General features: G+C 38.3%; 14 protein-coding genes. 5 read left to right on the forward strand and 9 right to left on the reverse strand.

All coding sequences use genetic code 11. From position 1 onward, the window contains the following. Nucleotides 1-100: 100 nt before the first annotated feature. Both PHO43_RS04710 and recJ read right to left on the reverse strand, forming a co-directional pair. The gene (locus tag PHO43_RS04710; RefSeq protein WP_045088779.1) at nucleotides 101-2,071 is read right to left on the reverse strand and encodes a RecQ family ATP-dependent DNA helicase; all 1,971 of its coding nucleotides are present in this window, start codon (nucleotides 2,069-2,071) and stop codon (nucleotides 101-103) included. Between the two features lie 20 nt (nucleotides 2,072-2,091). Then, a complete protein-coding gene (recJ, locus tag PHO43_RS04715; RefSeq protein WP_045088778.1) occupies nucleotides 2,092-3,807 on the reverse strand; it encodes a single-stranded-DNA-specific exonuclease RecJ in 1,716 nt (571 codons plus the stop codon). Between the two features lie 201 nt (nucleotides 3,808-4,008). Here recJ and mnmA point away from each other — a divergent pair, with 201 nt between their 5' ends. The 3 genes from mnmA to hflX all read left to right on the forward strand — a co-directional run bounded on the left by mnmA (nucleotide 4,009) and on the right by hflX (nucleotide 6,964). Next, on the forward strand, nucleotides 4,009-5,073 hold the full coding sequence (gene mnmA, locus PHO43_RS04720; protein ID WP_045088777.1) for a tRNA 2-thiouridine(34) synthase MnmA: 1,065 nt from the start codon (nucleotides 4,009-4,011) through the stop codon (nucleotides 5,071-5,073). A gap of 38 nt (nucleotides 5,074-5,111) precedes the next feature. Further along, complete coding sequence (locus PHO43_RS04725; protein ID WP_045088776.1) at nucleotides 5,112-5,600, forward strand: outer membrane beta-barrel protein; 489 nt, start codon at nucleotides 5,112-5,114, stop codon at nucleotides 5,598-5,600. Between the two features lie 110 nt (nucleotides 5,601-5,710). Next, nucleotides 5,711-6,964 (forward strand): GTPase HflX, encoded by a 1,254-nt coding sequence (gene hflX / locus PHO43_RS04730; RefSeq protein WP_053826899.1) that lies wholly within the window; start codon nucleotides 5,711-5,713, stop codon nucleotides 6,962-6,964. 9 nt (nucleotides 6,965-6,973) lie between these two features. Here hflX and PHO43_RS04735 read toward each other — a convergent pair whose 3' ends face one another. Genes PHO43_RS04735 through kdsA form a run of 3 tightly spaced genes read right to left on the reverse strand, consistent with a single transcriptional unit; the run spans nucleotide 6,974 to nucleotide 9,785 of the window. Continuing rightward, a complete protein-coding gene (locus tag PHO43_RS04735) occupies nucleotides 6,974-8,368 on the reverse strand; it encodes an aspartate kinase (protein WP_045088774.1) in 1,395 nt (464 codons plus the stop codon). Nucleotides 8,369-8,403: 35 nt separating this feature from the next. Further along, nucleotides 8,404-8,979 carry a Maf-like protein gene (locus PHO43_RS04740; RefSeq protein WP_045088773.1) on the reverse strand — a complete coding sequence of 192 codons (576 nt, stop codon included), beginning with the start codon at nucleotides 8,977-8,979 and terminating at the stop codon, nucleotides 8,404-8,406. 11 nt (nucleotides 8,980-8,990) lie between these two features. Beyond that, nucleotides 8,991-9,785: a 3-deoxy-8-phosphooctulonate synthase gene (gene kdsA, locus PHO43_RS04745; protein ID WP_288011491.1), complete on the reverse strand. Its 795-nt coding sequence runs from the start codon at nucleotides 9,783-9,785 to the stop codon at nucleotides 8,991-8,993. A gap of 390 nt (nucleotides 9,786-10,175) precedes the next feature. On the opposite strand from kdsA, the gene PHO43_RS04750 reads away from it, so the two are divergent. Together PHO43_RS04750 and PHO43_RS04755 are read left to right on the forward strand one after the other, a co-directional pair. Beyond that, entirely contained in the window at nucleotides 10,176-10,901 is a 726-nt protein-coding gene (locus PHO43_RS04750) for an ATP-binding protein (RefSeq protein WP_288009676.1), read from the forward strand. A 31-nt stretch (nucleotides 10,902-10,932) separates the two neighbouring features. Further along, nucleotides 10,933-11,640 (forward strand): 2-phosphosulfolactate phosphatase, encoded by a 708-nt coding sequence (locus PHO43_RS04755; protein WP_045088771.1) that lies wholly within the window; start codon nucleotides 10,933-10,935, stop codon nucleotides 11,638-11,640. On the opposite strand, the gene PHO43_RS04760 is transcribed toward PHO43_RS04755, so the two are convergent. The 4 genes from PHO43_RS04760 to PHO43_RS04775 all read right to left on the reverse strand — a co-directional run bounded on the left by PHO43_RS04760 (nucleotide 11,637) and on the right by PHO43_RS04775 (nucleotide 15,330). Then, the gene (locus PHO43_RS04760; protein ID WP_053826903.1) at nucleotides 11,637-12,041 is read right to left on the reverse strand and encodes an RNA-binding S4 domain-containing protein; all 405 of its coding nucleotides are present in this window, start codon (nucleotides 12,039-12,041) and stop codon (nucleotides 11,637-11,639) included. The two genes, PHO43_RS04755 and PHO43_RS04760, sit on opposite strands and share 4 nt — an antisense overlap. 23 nt (nucleotides 12,042-12,064) lie before the next feature. Then, nucleotides 12,065-12,625 (reverse strand): aminoacyl-tRNA hydrolase, encoded by a 561-nt coding sequence (gene pth, locus PHO43_RS04765; protein ID WP_053826904.1) that lies wholly within the window; start codon nucleotides 12,623-12,625, stop codon nucleotides 12,065-12,067. 54 nt (nucleotides 12,626-12,679) lie between these two features. After that, nucleotides 12,680-13,309 carry a 50S ribosomal protein L25/general stress protein Ctc gene (locus tag PHO43_RS04770; RefSeq protein ID WP_045088768.1) on the reverse strand — a complete coding sequence of 210 codons (630 nt, stop codon included), beginning with the start codon at nucleotides 13,307-13,309 and terminating at the stop codon, nucleotides 12,680-12,682. A 116-nt stretch (nucleotides 13,310-13,425) separates the two neighbouring features. Beyond that, nucleotides 13,426-15,330 (reverse strand): beta-N-acetylhexosaminidase, encoded by a 1,905-nt coding sequence (locus PHO43_RS04775; protein ID WP_045088767.1) that lies wholly within the window; start codon nucleotides 15,328-15,330, stop codon nucleotides 13,426-13,428. Nucleotides 15,331-15,426: the final 96 nt, after the last annotated feature.

A 15,426-nucleotide genomic window follows, 5' to 3' on the forward strand; every position in this document is an offset into this window, starting at 1 on the left:
AGCGTAACAATTGCAGGTACATCCAACTTAGTAAGCTCCTCTTTGAGCAAAGTCCACACCTCATTCTTTATTAGCGTGTGAATAATTGTGTGAGCATTTGTCATAAACGTTTTCCTTTCGAAATCCTGTCATCCTCCAAGATCAATTCCCCCGAATCGATCTTAAAACGGATTACCTTGATTATTTTATCATTGTTTTCGCCTTGTTTACTAAAGGATGTTGTTTCTGAAGAAGATATTGCCAAAGTTTCTGACTCTGAGATAGAATCAACAAGTTCATTTAAACGATAAGTAGTTTGTGATTTAAAGGCCTCTTCCAGCTTTTCTCCGATCAGTCGATACTCCCAGTTGCTAAGTCCAGACTCATTCTTTCTGAGACAGACATCGCAGCAACCGCAGTCTTTTGAATTGGTTTCTCCAAAATAAACCAACAGCATACGACTACGACAGACATCACTGTTTTCGGCGTAGTCAATTATAGAATGTATCCTTTTACTGAAACGCTTTTTACGTTCTTCATATACTGATTGAGGTATAGTAATAAACTTAATATCCTCACGTGAGGAGGTGTAGATTATAAATGGTGTTTTTTTAGCCGGAACATAAGATATATAGCGCAGCTTTGATAAGTTGACAAGAATATCATAAACCTCCTGACGTGTTTTGCCTATCCTGCTTGCCAGCATAGATTCATCTATATAAATATCGTCAGAGAACACTCCGGTGTAACTTCTCATAATAGTGTGAAGAAGTTCGTCAGTTATCGGCTCCAGTCGCAAAGAATACATATCATCCCTATAAATGAGAAATCTCAGTTTTGAACGAGCATCAATTTCATCAGTATATTCCAGATATCCGGCCAGCTCAAGAATTTTCAAAGCATGATGAGTCTGAAGTGAGGGTAGTTTGAAACGACTGCAGAATTCTATGAGATCAAAATCGAACGCTCTGCCTGCACCTGATCCAACTGCTACCTGAAAGTAGTTTCCAAGTGCCTCATACACACGAACTATAAGTTCTTTTTCAGGAAATGTATCACTTATTCTTTTTTTAAGTTTGACGCTGTCTGATTTTGTGTATAATATGACTGAGTATGACTTTTTACCATCTCTGCCGGCACGACCGGCTTCCTGGAAGTACTCTTCGGGTGAGTTGGGAAGGTCCATATGAACAACTATTCGCACATCAGGCTTATCTATACCCATACCAAAAGCATTGGTAGAAACAATTACAGGACACTCATCATCTTTCCATGCATTTTGCTTAAAAATCTTGTCTTCATAAGAAAGACCTGCATGAAAATAGTCTGCCCTTAACCCTTCCTTTTTAAGAGTCTGTGCAATCTCCTTGGTTTGTCTTCTACTTCTGACATAGACTATCCCTGAACCTGGAACTGACTTGAGTATATGAATTAGCTCACCAACTTTATTGTCTGCTGATCTGACAACATAAGAGAGGTTATCCCTGAGGAAACTTGTTCTGAAAACATTCTTCTCTTTAAAACGAAGCTTTTCCTGGATATCATCTACTACGTCGGGAGTGGCTGTTGCAGTGAGAGCAAGTACAGGAACATTAATAAGAGTTTCCCTGATATCTGCAATTTTAAGGTAAGAGGGCCTGAAATCGTATCCCCACTGTGAGATACAGTGAGATTCATCAACTACAAGCAGACATACATCCATGGCCTGCAGCTTTGTAAGGAAAATATCGGAAGAGAGACGTTCAGGAGAGACATACAGAAACTTATAGCCTCCAAATATGCAGTTTTCGAGGGTGGTGATAATCTCATCCCTCGACATTCCAGAGTATACAGCAGCTGCTTTTATTCCTCTTTCACGGAGATTGTCTACCTGGTCTTTCATTAGTGCAATAAGTGGTGTCACAACAAGACATATTCCATCCATTGCCATTACAGGAACCTGAAATGTGAGAGATTTCCCTCCCCCAGTAGGCATCAGACCAAGAGTATCTCTCTTTTCCCATACAGATTGAATAATATCCTCCTGCAGAGGACGAAAAGAAGTGTATCCCCAATACTCTTTTAATATATTGTGAAACAATTCCGTTTCCATATTCAACCTTGCTCTGTAATCTACTCTTTTATATCTTTAACCATTAACTGTGTGTATGATCTGCTGCCGTGTGTATTCTCCTCAATTGTATAGCAGATATCTACAGGTTTTCCCTCTTTTATACGTTCATAATAGTAGTGTTGTGCGAAAGCAATACCTGGCAGAGGTGTTCTGACTGAACTGTCTATTATATCGAGCTTAATATGACGCTGTCCTTTACCTACAAGCTTGCTGTATCCTGAATCAGTAACGTTCCTGGTAAGGAAAACAGGATTCTCATTTTCAGGACCAAACGGATTAAACAGTTTAAGTCCTTCAATGAAATCAGGTGTGATCTGTGAGAATGTAATCTCTGCATCTACAGTAATTTGTGGAGACATCATCTTTGGTTCGAGACCGTCGAATGACAGTCTTTTAAAACGCTCCCTGAACTCCGGCAGGTTTTCCTCCCGGAGTGTAAGACCTGCTGCATATGTATGTCCACCGAAGTTTTCAAGTATATCGCGACAAGATTCTATCGCTTTATATACATCAAAACCAGGTACTGAGCGCGCAGAACCGGAAATCATACCACTTGATTTTGTCAGGACTACGGCAGGTCGATAATATTTCTCACTCAGTCTGGAAGCGACAATCCCAACAATACCCTTATGCCATGTTTCGTTATATAAAACAATACAAGTTTGATTTTCAATATCAAGATTATTATCAATATAGTCAATAGCCTCATCTGTGATTTTTTTATCCAGTTCGCGACGGTCAAGATTATATTGGTCTATATTTAGACTCTTTTCCCTTGCTGATGTCATATCATTAGCAAGCATAAGATCAACAGCCTCTTTTCCGTTCATCATTCTGCCTGATGCATTGATGCGGGGACCTATCTTGAATACAATATCATTAACGGTAATATGTTTGCGGTGAAGACCGCAGATCTCAATTATACCTCTGAGACCGAAACTTGGATTGGAATTAAGTTGTTTTAAACCGTAATGAGTCATAATACGGTTTTCGCCTGTAATTGGCACAATATCTGAGGCTATACTAACTGCTACCAGATCCAGAAGTGGTTCAATATCAGAAAAAGGATAACCATTTCTTTGAGAGAAAGCTTGAACAATCTTGAATCCTACACCACAACCGGATAATTCATCATAGGGGTATTTAGAGTCAGAACGCTTGGCATCAACCACTGCAACTGCATCGGGTAGTTTTTCATCAGGTACGTGATGGTCGCCAATTATAAAATCAATACCTTTCTCCTTGGCATATTGCACTTTGGTTAATGCTTTTATACCGCAGTCAAGCGAGATTATGAGCTTAACACCCGTTTTCACGGCATAATCGATTCCTTGAAACGAAATGCCGTACCCTTCATCGTACCTGTCAGGAATATAATAATCAATATTATTGGTTATCCCCCGAAAGAACTTGTAAACCAACGCTACAGCTGTTGTGCCGTCAACATCGTAATCACCGTATATAAGAATTCTCTCTTTCTCTCCAAGAGCTTTCTCGATTCGCCTGATTGCCTTATCCATATCGGGAAGTAAGAAAGGGTCATGCAGGTCATCCAGACTTGGATATAAAAACTTCATTGCCTCTTCCTTTGTTTCAATGCCTTTATTGATAAGCAGTTCGGCTAAAACGGGATTTAAATTTAATTCTTTCGCTAATTCATCTTTTTTATTTTTTTGGTAGTCTGATAGGGTTGAATAATTCCATCTGTAAGTCATTTATATATATCATTTTTCTTTTCTCTAGAAGCCCGAATTCGCATCGGGGAGTGGGAGTCGCCTTTAATCATGGATGATTAGGGCTACTATATTATCTCAGTAACGGTTTTATTGCACTTATACCATTCCGAAGTTGTAAAGATAGCATTATTTTTTTGTTTTGATTATCTTTGTACCTCAAAATTAAGATAAGACAAAAAAATGGAGATTGCAGCTTTAGTATCAGGTGGAGTGGACAGTTCGGTTGTAGTACACCAGCTTAAGGAGATGGGATATGATCCAACCATCTACTACATCAAGATAGGAATGGAAGATAAAGATGGATATATTGACTGCCCTTCTGAAGAAGATATCGAGATTGTTACATATATAGCTAAAAAATATGGTTGCCGCTTTGAAGTTGTTTCTCTGCATGAGGAATACTGGGATACGGTTGTTAGCTATACGATAGATTCAGTGAAACGAGGATTGACACCCAACCCTGATATGATGTGCAACAAGATGATTAAGTTTGGGGTATTTGAGCAGAAATGGGGTCATGAATTTGATAAGATTGCAACAGGTCATTATGCTACTACTACTGAGTTGGATGACTTAACTTGGTTGTCGACTGCAAAAGATCATGTAAAAGATCAGACATATTTCCTTGGACAGATTAGTTATGTTCAGGTTTCAAAACTTATGTTCCCAATTGGCAATCTCTTGAAATCAGAAGTGAGAAATATAGCTGCAGAACAGAATCTGCCTTCAGCAAAAAGAAAAGATAGTCAGGGTATCTGTTTCCTGGGCAAGGTAAACTACAATGAGTTTATCGAACGCTACATGGGCAGAAAAGAGGGGTTGATTGTGGAACTGGAAACCGGAAATATTCTGGGCAAGCATCAGGGGTACTGGTTTCATACGATTGGACAGCGAAAGGGACTGGGACTTAGTGGTGGCCCCTGGTTTGTTATCAAAAAGGATATCAATCGTAATATCATATACGTATCCAAGGGTTATGATACAAAACATCAGTATGGAGACACCATTAATCTGCAGGGATTTGAGTTTATAACAAAAGATATCTGGGGTGATTTTGAAGGAGAAAAAGAGATTCGCTTTAAAATCAGACATACTCCCGAATTCACAAAAGGTATGATCTCGAAAAAAGGAGACATGTATTCTATTCACTCTGAAGTGCCGGTTCAGGGAATCGCCGCTGGTCAGTTTGGTGTTGTATACGACAAAGAAGCCGGGTTATGTCTTGGTAGCGGGATGATAATCTGACAATTTAATTAACTTTGTTTCTTTTAAAACAGAACCTGATGAAAAGAACCATTCAATTACTTGCTCTATTTATGTTATTTTCCATCCCTCAACTGTTTGCTCAGTTTGAAGGAACTGTTGGTATTGGAGCTCATGTAGCATACGGCACAGAGATTAACAGACCCGGTGTGGGTGGTCACCTGCATTACTATCGGACCAATAACCTGCGAATTGCACCCTCTTTTACTTATTTCCCCGAAATAAATGACAAGGGCATGTGGATGGTTGACGCTGATGCTCATTATGTTTTACCTCTATCAATTACTGCCTCACTCTATCCAATTGGAGGAATTCACTATTCTAACTGGGTATTTGATAAAAATGAGGGGATGCCAAGAACAAATAAACAACGCTTGGGGGCAAACCTGGGAATGGGTTTTCAGCATGATATCAGTTATAGGGTGAGAGCAAACTTTGAACTTAAATATCAGTTCATACGTGACTACTCGCAGGTATTACTATCGGCTGGGTTTGGATTTTGGTTTTAGATACTTAATAACACACACTATCACAAAAATTGAAGAGAGTTCATTTGAAGCTGAACCAACTTTACCTAATAAATAGTGTTAATCAAAAATGTAAAGTAGCATAATAATATATGAAAGACTTTATTACTCAAGAGATAAAAAATGAAAATGCTGTTCTTGTTGGACTCATAACACAAGATCAGAATGAAGATAAGGTAAATGAATACCTTGACGAGCTGGCATTTCTTGCTGAGACTGCAGGACTAAGGCCAATAAAGAGATTTTTACAAAAAATGGACACACCTAATACTGCTACTTTCGTTGGTAAGGGTAAACTTCAGGAAATCGGAGATTTTATTAAGGATGAAGATAATGAGGTGGGTGTCGTGATTTTTGATGATGAACTTTCGGCCAGACAACTTAGAAATATAGAGAAGGAATTTAAAATACGAATAATGGACAGAACAAGTCTGATACTTGACATATTTGCTATGAGAGCTCAGACCTCTCACGCTAAGGCTCAAGTAGAGCTTGCTCAGTATGAATATCTGCTGCCAAGGCTAACTCGTATGTGGACTCACCTTGAGAGACAAAGAGGTGGTGGTGGAACGATTATGCGCGGACCGGGTGAAACGCAGCTGGAGACTGACCGAAGAATTATTCTTGATAAGATTTCAAGGTTAAAGCAGCAGCTTAAGGATATTGATAAACAGAAAACTGTTCAGCGCAAAAACAGGGGCAAGCTTGTGCGTGTTGCACTGGTTGGTTACACCAATGTTGGTAAATCTACTTTAATGACTCTGCTCAGCAAGAGTGAAGTATTTGCAGAGAATAAGCTGTTTGCCACTCTTGATACAACTGTACGTAAGGTAACTGTAAAAAATCTGCCCTTCCTGCTTACCGATACAGTTGGTTTTATACGAAAACTGCCTACCCACCTGGTTGAATCATTTAAATCAACCCTGGATGAGGTCAGAGAAGCGGATATCCTTCTGCATGTAGTAGATATTTCACATCCTGCTTTTGAGGAGCAGATTGAAGTTGTAGAGAAAACACTGTTTGAAATTGATAAAACAGAAAAACCAACTATACTTGTTTTTAATAAAATTGATGCATTTTCTCACACCGTAAAAGAGGAAGATGATCTTACACCTAAGAAAAGAGAAAATTACTCTCTAGAAGAACTTGAACAAACATGGTTCAGCAAGCTAAAAGAGAACTGTATATTTATTTCTGCAAAGGAGAAGAAAAACATTGATGAACTAAAGGAGCTGATATATGATAAAGTGAAAGAGATTCATATAACACGATTCCCTTATAACGACTTTCTATATCAGGACTATGAAGAGGATATGCCTGATCAAGGGGATGACCAGGCTGAATAATCCTCACATTTAATTTTCATTCGGCTTTTTACAAAGTGCTTCGTTAAGAGCAATAACAGCATCCTCATAATGTTCGCGAACAATTACGAATTGCATGTTAACCTGCATCATCGACTGAGCAAAACTCTCTATATTGATCCCTTTTTCATATAATGCTTGTGAGGCACGGTATAGAAATCCGGGAAGAGCAATATTTGTGCCCATAACGCACACTATAGCCATCGGTTTTGCAGTAACTTTGTAAAATACATCCTTTAGGATATTGATTAGACTTTTACTGTTCTCATTATCCCAGACTACCATTGTGATAGAGTTGGCATTTGTGGATTTAAGAATGTAGCTGACATTATATTTAATGAAATAGCTCATTATTTTGCTGTCAAATCCTACCTCTCCAACCATCATTGGGTCGTGAACCTCTATAGCTATCACTTTGCGTGAGCCTGATACAATTTCCACCCTTGGCTCAGGAGAAATATAATCGCGAGAAATTATTGTTCCTGGATGATCAGGTTCAAAGGTATTCTTAATTCTAATGTCAATACCAGCCAACTCAAGAGGTTTAGCAGCTTTTGGGTGTATTGCTTCCATGCCAATATCAGCAAGCTGATCAGCAATGATATAGTTTGTGTGTCCAACCGGAATACTGTTTTCAACACCCACAATTTTGGGGTCGGCACTCGACAAGTGATACTCTTTATGTATTACAGCTTCATCAGCCTTAACCTCAACAGCAATCTTACTAAAAGTAACTTCACTATAGCCACGGTCGAAAGCTCTCATAATACCTTCTGTTCCTTTGGTATATCCGGTAACAATACAAAGTACTTTACTGAAGTCTATATCCTTAAACTCTTTATGTATACGCTCATCAATGGTTAAGGGTTCGTTATCATTGAATCCACACAGATCTATAAAACGTGCATTTATACCGTTATTATTAAGAATATTAACAGAATTCCAGCCAGAGTGTGCCTCTCCTATTGATGCAAGAATCTCACGGGCAGCAAGATGTATATCGGTACGGTTAACATAACCTGATGCAAGTACCTTGCCTAGACTATAAAGCAACGTTTTTGCCTGATCTACACGGAATCTTATGAAATCACGTGCCTCCTTAAGATCAAGTCCATAATCCGCGAATCCATCATTGATAAGCAGTAAGCGCTGACAGAACTGATCCAGTGCAATACTATAATCCTCGCCATTTAAAAACTTGTTATATATTCCGGGTTCGCCAGTCTTCTTATGTTCCAGCAGCCAGTTTGTAACATTGTTATAGGCAGAGACAACAAATATCCTGTTGTATAGCTCATCACCTTTACGGTTGCCTTTTATTATATTTTGCATTACGTCTTGAAACTGAGACATAGACGTACCACCTATTTTCTCTACTGTGAGCATAATTTTTTTTTAATAAATAATGAATAACTTGAAAATTAAAACTGTTTCAATTCTTTATAAACCTTGAAGATTGGCAAGCCCATAACATTAAAATATGAACCCTCGATTTTTTCAACTGCCACATAACCAATCCATTCCTGAACACCATAAGCACCTGCTTTATCGTACGGCTTATAGTTCGATACATAATAACTTATCTCTTCTCTGCTCAATTCTCCAAAAGTAACATAGGCAGTATCTGAAAAGACTACCTGTTTCTTTTTTGAAGTCAGGCATACTCCTGTTATCACCTTATGAGTTTTACCTGACAGCAGTTGTAACATTCTGATAGCATCTGCCTCATCTGAAGGTTTACCAATAACTATACTATCCAACAACACTACCGTATCTGCAGTAATCAGGAGCTCATCATCATTAAGTTCGGGAAGATATGCTGAGGCTTTCTTTTCGGCCAGGTATCCAGCAACCTCATCTGCTGAAACTGTTTCAGGATATGATTCATCTATATCCGGTAACATTCTGAACTCATATTTAACACCAATTCCTGAAAGAAGCTCTTTCCTTCTGGGGGAATTAGATGCCAGTATAATACGGTAATCTGTAAGTTTCATCTATATGCAGTTTATAGAGCAGCATGAATTTTTAATAATTTTGTCAGTAACCCTTCAAGCTGATCTAAAGGAAGCATGTTGGCACCGTCAGATTTTGCACTTATAGGGTCTGGATGTGTTTCGATAAACAGTCCATCTGCACCCACAGCAACTGCTGCTTTGGCAATCGTTTCTATCAATTGAGGTTTACCACCTGTTACGCCTGACGATTGATTTGGTTGTTGCAGACTGTGAGTTATATCCATTACAACCGGAAATCCAAACTCTTTCATTGTGGGGATACCACGATAATCAACCACAAGATCACCATAACCAAATGTTGTGCCTCTTTCTGTAAGAATCACTTTTTCATTGCCACTGTCTGTAACCTTTTGTGCAGCAAACTTCATCGCCTCAGGAGATAGGAACTGCCCTTTTTTAATATTAACAACTTTTCCGGTTTTTGCAGCAGCAACAAGAAGCTCTGTCTGTCTGCATAGAAATGCTGGAATTTGCAGGACATCAACATACTCGGCAGCCATGGTCGCTTCGTGACTCTCATGAATATCTGTAACAGTGGGTATTTGAAAAGTATCATGAACCTTTCTTAAAATTTTTAATGCTTTCTGATCACCTATACCGATGAAAGAATCTACTCGGGAGCGGTTTGCTTTACGAAATGAGCCTTTAAACACCAGAGGAACTGAAAGCTTATCAGTTACTATTTTTAGTCTCTCAGCTATCCTTAATGTCATATCCTCTTCTTCAATGACACAGGGACCTGCTAACAGGAAAAAATTATCTGACTTTAAATATGAGAGATCCATAGTTAATATTTTTGATCCTTTACAACGTTGCTATTAGAAGGCAAAGATAAGAAATTGAACTAAAATAAATTAGTTCAAATTAAAAAAAGGACCCTCTGATTGTAACACCCTAAACCACATTACTATATATGTTTACATATTTTTACCTTCTATTTGTTAATGCGTGAATAATACAAATTTATGCAGGAAAATTCCTATCACTTTTTTAAAAAACAGACTATTTTGGAAGAGTTAGTTAAAAATCACATAAAATAGTAAATATCAGGATATGATATATGAGACTCTTCAAATATTAAAAGAGCAGTTGGAAAATTATTTCTCTAGCATAGGGCTAAACAAATCAATAGCACTTCAAAATATATCATTTGTTGATTACTAAAAGACAAGACAATGGCTGAAATAAAAGAGATTGAGACATGGCTGAAATATAACGACCGGCTTCTTGAAATATGGAATCTTAAGGGTAAGATAAAACCAGGTTACCGGGTACTTTTCCACGGTCCTCCGGGAACTGGAAAAACACTCACTGCATGCCTTTTGGGTAAATATACAAACCGAAATGTTTATCGTATCGACCTGTCGGTTGTAGTGTCAAAATATATAGGAGAAACAGAAAAGAACCTATCCAGACTTTTCGATAAAGCTGATAAAAAGGAATGGATTCTTTTTTTTGATGAAGCTGATGCTCTTTTTGGGAAACGAACTAATGTGAGTGATTCTCACGATAAATATGCCAATCAAGAGGTCTCTTATTTACTGCAACGTATTGAGTCACATGAGGGACTCATAATACTGGCTTCAAATATGAAATCGAATCTTGATACTTCTTTTATCAGGAGATTCAATTCGATAATCGAATTTGATAATCCGGATGCTGAAGAGAGGTTGAATCTGTGGAAGAATTATCTTCCTGACTTTGGAGAATATATGAGTGACGTTAATTTGGAAGAGATTGCACGAAAGTATAATTTGACCGGTGCAAATATTGTTAATATAATTCAGTTTGCAGGATTAAGAACATTGGAAAAAAATTCAAATATCATCTCTTCAGATGATCTATTGTTAGGTATCAGGAGAGAATATGAAAAAGAGGGTAAAATGATGCGACAGGAATAGATTTGATTCTTTATATTTGTATGAAAAAAACATGAAACTGGATCTTTGCCCCTCTCCTGCCCTTTATCCCCATTATAAAAGCGACCATGATACGGTAATTGTTGTGGATGTGTTCAGGGCATCTGCAACTATGTGTACAATGCTAAACAACGGGGCAAGTGCAATAATCCCTGTCTCAAGCATTGATGAGGCAAGAACCTATAAGTCGGAAGGCTACCTGGTAGGCGCTGAGCGAAAGACACAGAAATGTGATTTTGCTGATTTCGGAAACTCTCCTTTTGATTACTCTCCCGAAAAAGTGAAAGACAGGGAAGTCGTTTTTACCACAACAAACGGCACCAGAGCAATTGAAGCCGCAAGCGATTGCAGAGAGCTGCTTATAGGTACATTCATAAATGTTGATGCATTAGTTGAAAGATGTATTAATACAGCAGAAAGAGTGGTTATTCTATGTGCAGGATGGAACAACCGGATAAGTATTGAAGATACCCTTTTTGGCGGAGTTTTTGCTGAAAAAGCAATGGAAAAGAGTAATGTAGAATTTGATTCTGATTCAATCAGAATGACTCTTGAACTGTGGAATCGTGTAAAAAATGATTTAATGGGGTATATAGAGGTAAGTGATCATTACAGGCGACTTGTTGACAATGGTGCAGTAAGTGATGCAGCTTATTGTCTCACTCAGAACAGCATGTCTGTTGTACCTGTTTATAATAAATCTGACGGGAAGATATATTAATCGTCCCAGTCAAATTCATCAAAATCAATAGAGCCGGTGAACTGTTCAAGATCACGACGCTCTTTTTTTGTAGGGCGGCCCGTACCTCGCTGTCTATCTACAAAGCCACTGATACTATTCAGTTCCAGTATTTCATACTGGTCAGGCGGAGTAATATTCTCCATGAAATCAGGAACCATCTTCGCTCCCATTCGTTTGTCTGCAAGTGCAAGTACCTTAAATGAGTAGGTAACCGGAGGTTTTCTGACCTGTATTATATCACCCTTGCGAATAGTCCTGGATGGTTTAACAGAAATATTATTAACCATTACTCTACCCTTTTTGCAAGCTTCTGATGCAATAGTGCGAGTTTTGAAAATGCGCACAGCCCACAACCATTTGTCTACTCTAACCTCTTCCATTATATCTTTAGCAATCGGATCAGTTATTTATTATTAAACTGATTCATTGTTATGTCAATTCCTGCGAGACAGAAACTGCGAATTATTTCACAAGCCTTTTCGATACGTTCAGGCAACTTTGTCTTCTCCTCATCTGAGAACTCTTCAAGTACAAAATTAACCTGTGATCCGGGAAAGAAATCATCTCCTATACCGAATCGAAGTCTGGGATACTTCTGACCGATAAGGCCCTGTATATGTTTAAGTCCGTTATGTCCGGCATCACTCCCTTTGGATTTCAATCGCAGAGTTCCAAAAGGTAAAGAAAGATCATCTACTACAACCAGCAGGTTTTTAGTCTCAATCTTCTCTTTTTGCATCCAATACCTTATAGCGTTTCCACTAAGGTTCATGTATGTTGATGGTTTTAATAAAATCAGATGCTTATTTTTAAGTCGCATCTCAGCCACAAAACCATATCGTTTATCCTCAAAAACAGCATTGGACGCTTTTGCTAAAGCGTCCAATACCATAAAACCTATATTGTGGCGGGTGTTTTCATATTCAGGCCCAATATTGCCTAATCCCGCTATCAAATATTTCATTTCACTATTTTACAATTACAATTTGGTGTTTCGAACTGTAAATCAATTGAAGAATTATTCTTCTGAAGATTCTGACTCTTCTGATTCTTCGTCTTCAACTCCAGCAGCTGCAGCTGCAGCAGCATCACCTCTGGCTGCACGTGTCAACTGAACACGGCATACAACAGCGTTCTTAGCATTTAGCAACTCAAGACCTTCGAAACTCAGATCGCCAACCTGGATTGATTTTCCAAGTGCAAGCTTTTCTACATTTATAACCAACTCCTCAGGTAAATTAGCTGCTAATGCTCTTACTCTCAGCTTCCTTAAATCGAGTGACAACTTACCACCGGCTTTAACACCAGCTGCGAGACCTTTCAGACGTACCGGTAATTCAATTACCACTGGTTTATCTTCAAATACATGTAAGAAATCAATATGCAGAATCTGCTCTTTTACTGGGTGAAACTGAACCTCTTTCAGGATCGCCTGCATTTTCTTTTCTCCAAGATCAAGATTTACCAGAAATACTTCCGGAGTATAAATCAAATTGCGTACTGCACCCTGTTTTATTACAAAATTCAGGTTCTCGTTTCCATGTCCACCATATACTACGCAAGGAATTAAACCTTCGCTGCGGTACGATTTGGCTGCTTTCTTTCCGAAACCATCTCTGATCTCGCCTTTTAATTCAAATGTTTTCATTTTTTAATTTTGTTTGTGTTACTCAAAATAAAGTGCTTTCTCTTTATTTCCCATCACACGGGAGCTTTCAAAAAAGCGGCGCAAAGATAGTGATTTACTAATTATTATGCAATTATCTATCTCACTCTTTTTCTTAAATCTTCAACAGGAATAGATATTAATCGCCCAATAGGTTTATCACCCCTGTATGTTATAATCCTCATTATATCGGCATCCTTAGGAATCTTCTGTGCCTCTGTATATTTTGGATAGAAATTATCAGGAGTTGATGCATCAAAGCTGGTATAAATATCCAATCCTTTAATCTCAGGTGTAAGAGTGACATAATAATCATCACCTTCTTTGGTTACACTAATTGAAGGATCATATATTGCAGGCGAATATTTGGTTTTAGCGTAATCAAATCTTTTGAAATGATCCTCAGTTTTAGATACAAATTTGTCCCAATCCTTATTTTCACGAGGTGACCATAGTGATTCAGCAGCAGCAAATCCACGAGGCCATGTCATATATTCAGCCTGACGTATGTTGTATATCTGCTCTGTCCACAGGTTTGCCTGTCCTCCCAAGATATATTTTGCATTTGCACCTTCAGGTACAGGATCAAACTTATAGGTCTGATTAAGTCTCAATGATGCATAAACACGAGGTTCAGTAGCCACGTCTGCCTGCATATAATCCAAATATACAAAGTTGGTAGGACTCATCACAACATAGTGCTCTGAATTTGATGCCTCGATACCATACTTAACACCTCTCCAACTCATAAGAGCAGTAGTTGGCGAAATTCCACCCTCTAAAATCTCGTCCCAGCCCATCATTTTCTTTCCTTTTGAAAGAATAATTTCCTCTACTCTGTGACCAAAGTATGACTGTACTTCTGCCATATTCTTAAGATTCTCTCTGGCCATCAATTCTTTCACATCACTGCTCTTTTCCCAGAAAGTGTATGGAGCCTCATCTCCACCGGTATGTATATAGTCAAATGGGAATAGTTCAGCCAATTCAGTAATAATCTTATCCAGGTATTCATATACTTTTTCATTTGCCGGATTAAGAGTATTCTCATATATAGCAGCTGGACGGCCACCTGTATTCCAGTCTAGGAATGGAGCACCCGTTCTCACAAAATGATCTCCACTTTCAGGGAAACATGCTAGCTCGGGATAAGCAGCAAGAATTGCAGAACTATGACCAGGCACATCAACTTCGGGCATAATCTGAATATTTCTATCCAAAGCATACTTTACAATATCCTTTATCTCTTCCTGAGTATAAAAACCTCCATAGTTTTTAGGTGCATCCGGATCAGGATCAGAGAAACCTCCAAACCATCCTATCTGTTCGGTACGCCATGCCCCAACCTCAGTAAGCTTTGGCAAACTTTTAATCTCTATACGCCATCCCTCATCATCAGTAAGATGCCAGTGGAAGATATTGTATTTATATTTTGCCATATTGTCGATATACTTCTTAATCTCATCCACTGTAAAAAAGTGGCGTGAAACATCAAGCATTAAACCTCTCCAGCCTACTCTTGGATAGTCTACTATCTCAATCTGAGGCAGTTGCCACGAAACATTACTCTCAAACTTATCACTCTCTATCTGAGGAGGTAAAAGCTGAAAAAGAGTCTGCACACCATAATGCAATCCGGCAGGTTTATTAGCCTTCAAAGTGATCTTTTGATTAGTTACATTCAGTTCATAACCCTCATCACCAATCTTTTCATTTCTGCTGCTATTTAAAACAAGTTCGATATTAGCATTAGAATTATTCTCGGTGATTGTTACTTTCTTACCCGGTGCAAGAGAAAGCTTCTCCTTTAGAAGGTTATTTACATATTCGGTTTCTCCTCCCTTTGGAACAGAAACAACTATCTCATCCGGTAACACATAGTGACCACCTTTCTTATTCACAGATACCGGCTCCGGAATAATTGAAACTGCACGCTCAACCTGTTGTGCGTTTCCGGTAAGACTAAACATAATCACTAAAATTAATAGTAAATTATTCTTCATTTTGATATTGCTGTTAAATTTTATATTTGAATTTTTTATTATCACAAACGTACAAAAAACTTATAATAACTATTTAATTAAATATAGATTAAGAAT

Origin of the sequence: Lascolabacillus sp., assembly GCF_028696275.1 — a bacterium.
In the GTDB taxonomy this organism is placed as follows: Bacteria; Bacteroidota; Bacteroidia; order Bacteroidales; family Dysgonomonadaceae; genus Proteiniphilum; species Proteiniphilum massiliensis.

Bases quoted from the DNA above. Each gene is read 5' to 3' on its own strand.
- PHO43_RS04760 (WP_053826903.1), bottom strand. From the start codon at position 12,041: ATGGAAGAGGTTAGAGTAGACAAATGGTTGTGGGCTGTGCGCATTTTC.
- recJ (WP_045088778.1), bottom strand. From the start codon at position 3,807: ATGACTTACAGATGGAATTATTCAACCCTATCAGACTACCAAAAAAAT.
- PHO43_RS04735 (WP_045088774.1), bottom strand. From the start codon at position 8,368: ATGCTCACAGTAGAGAAAATAGGTGGTACGTCTATGTCTCAGTTTCAA.
- PHO43_RS04755 (WP_045088771.1), top strand. From the start codon at position 10,933: ATGAAACTGGATCTTTGCCCCTCTCCTGCCCTTTATCCCCATTATAAA.
- pth (WP_053826904.1), bottom strand. From the start codon at position 12,625: ATGAAATATTTGATAGCGGGATTAGGCAATATTGGGCCTGAATATGAA.
- PHO43_RS04725 (WP_045088776.1), top strand. From the start codon at position 5,112: ATGAAAAGAACCATTCAATTACTTGCTCTATTTATGTTATTTTCCATC.
- PHO43_RS04710 (WP_045088779.1), bottom strand. From the start codon at position 2,071: ATGGAAACGGAATTGTTTCACAATATATTAAAAGAGTATTGGGGATAC.
- mnmA (WP_045088777.1), top strand. From the start codon at position 4,009: ATGGAGATTGCAGCTTTAGTATCAGGTGGAGTGGACAGTTCGGTTGTA.
- kdsA (WP_288011491.1), bottom strand. From the start codon at position 9,785: ATGGATCTCTCATATTTAAAGTCAGATAATTTTTTCCTGTTAGCAGGT.
- hflX (WP_053826899.1), top strand. From the start codon at position 5,711: ATGAAAGACTTTATTACTCAAGAGATAAAAAATGAAAATGCTGTTCTT.
- PHO43_RS04750 (WP_288009676.1), top strand. From the start codon at position 10,176: ATGGCTGAAATAAAAGAGATTGAGACATGGCTGAAATATAACGACCGG.
- PHO43_RS04740 (WP_045088773.1), bottom strand. From the start codon at position 8,979: ATGAAACTTACAGATTACCGTATTATACTGGCATCTAATTCCCCCAGA.
- PHO43_RS04775 (WP_045088767.1), bottom strand. From the start codon at position 15,330: ATGAAGAATAATTTACTATTAATTTTAGTGATTATGTTTAGTCTTACC.
- PHO43_RS04770 (WP_045088768.1), bottom strand. From the start codon at position 13,309: ATGAAAACATTTGAATTAAAAGGCGAGATCAGAGATGGTTTCGGAAAG.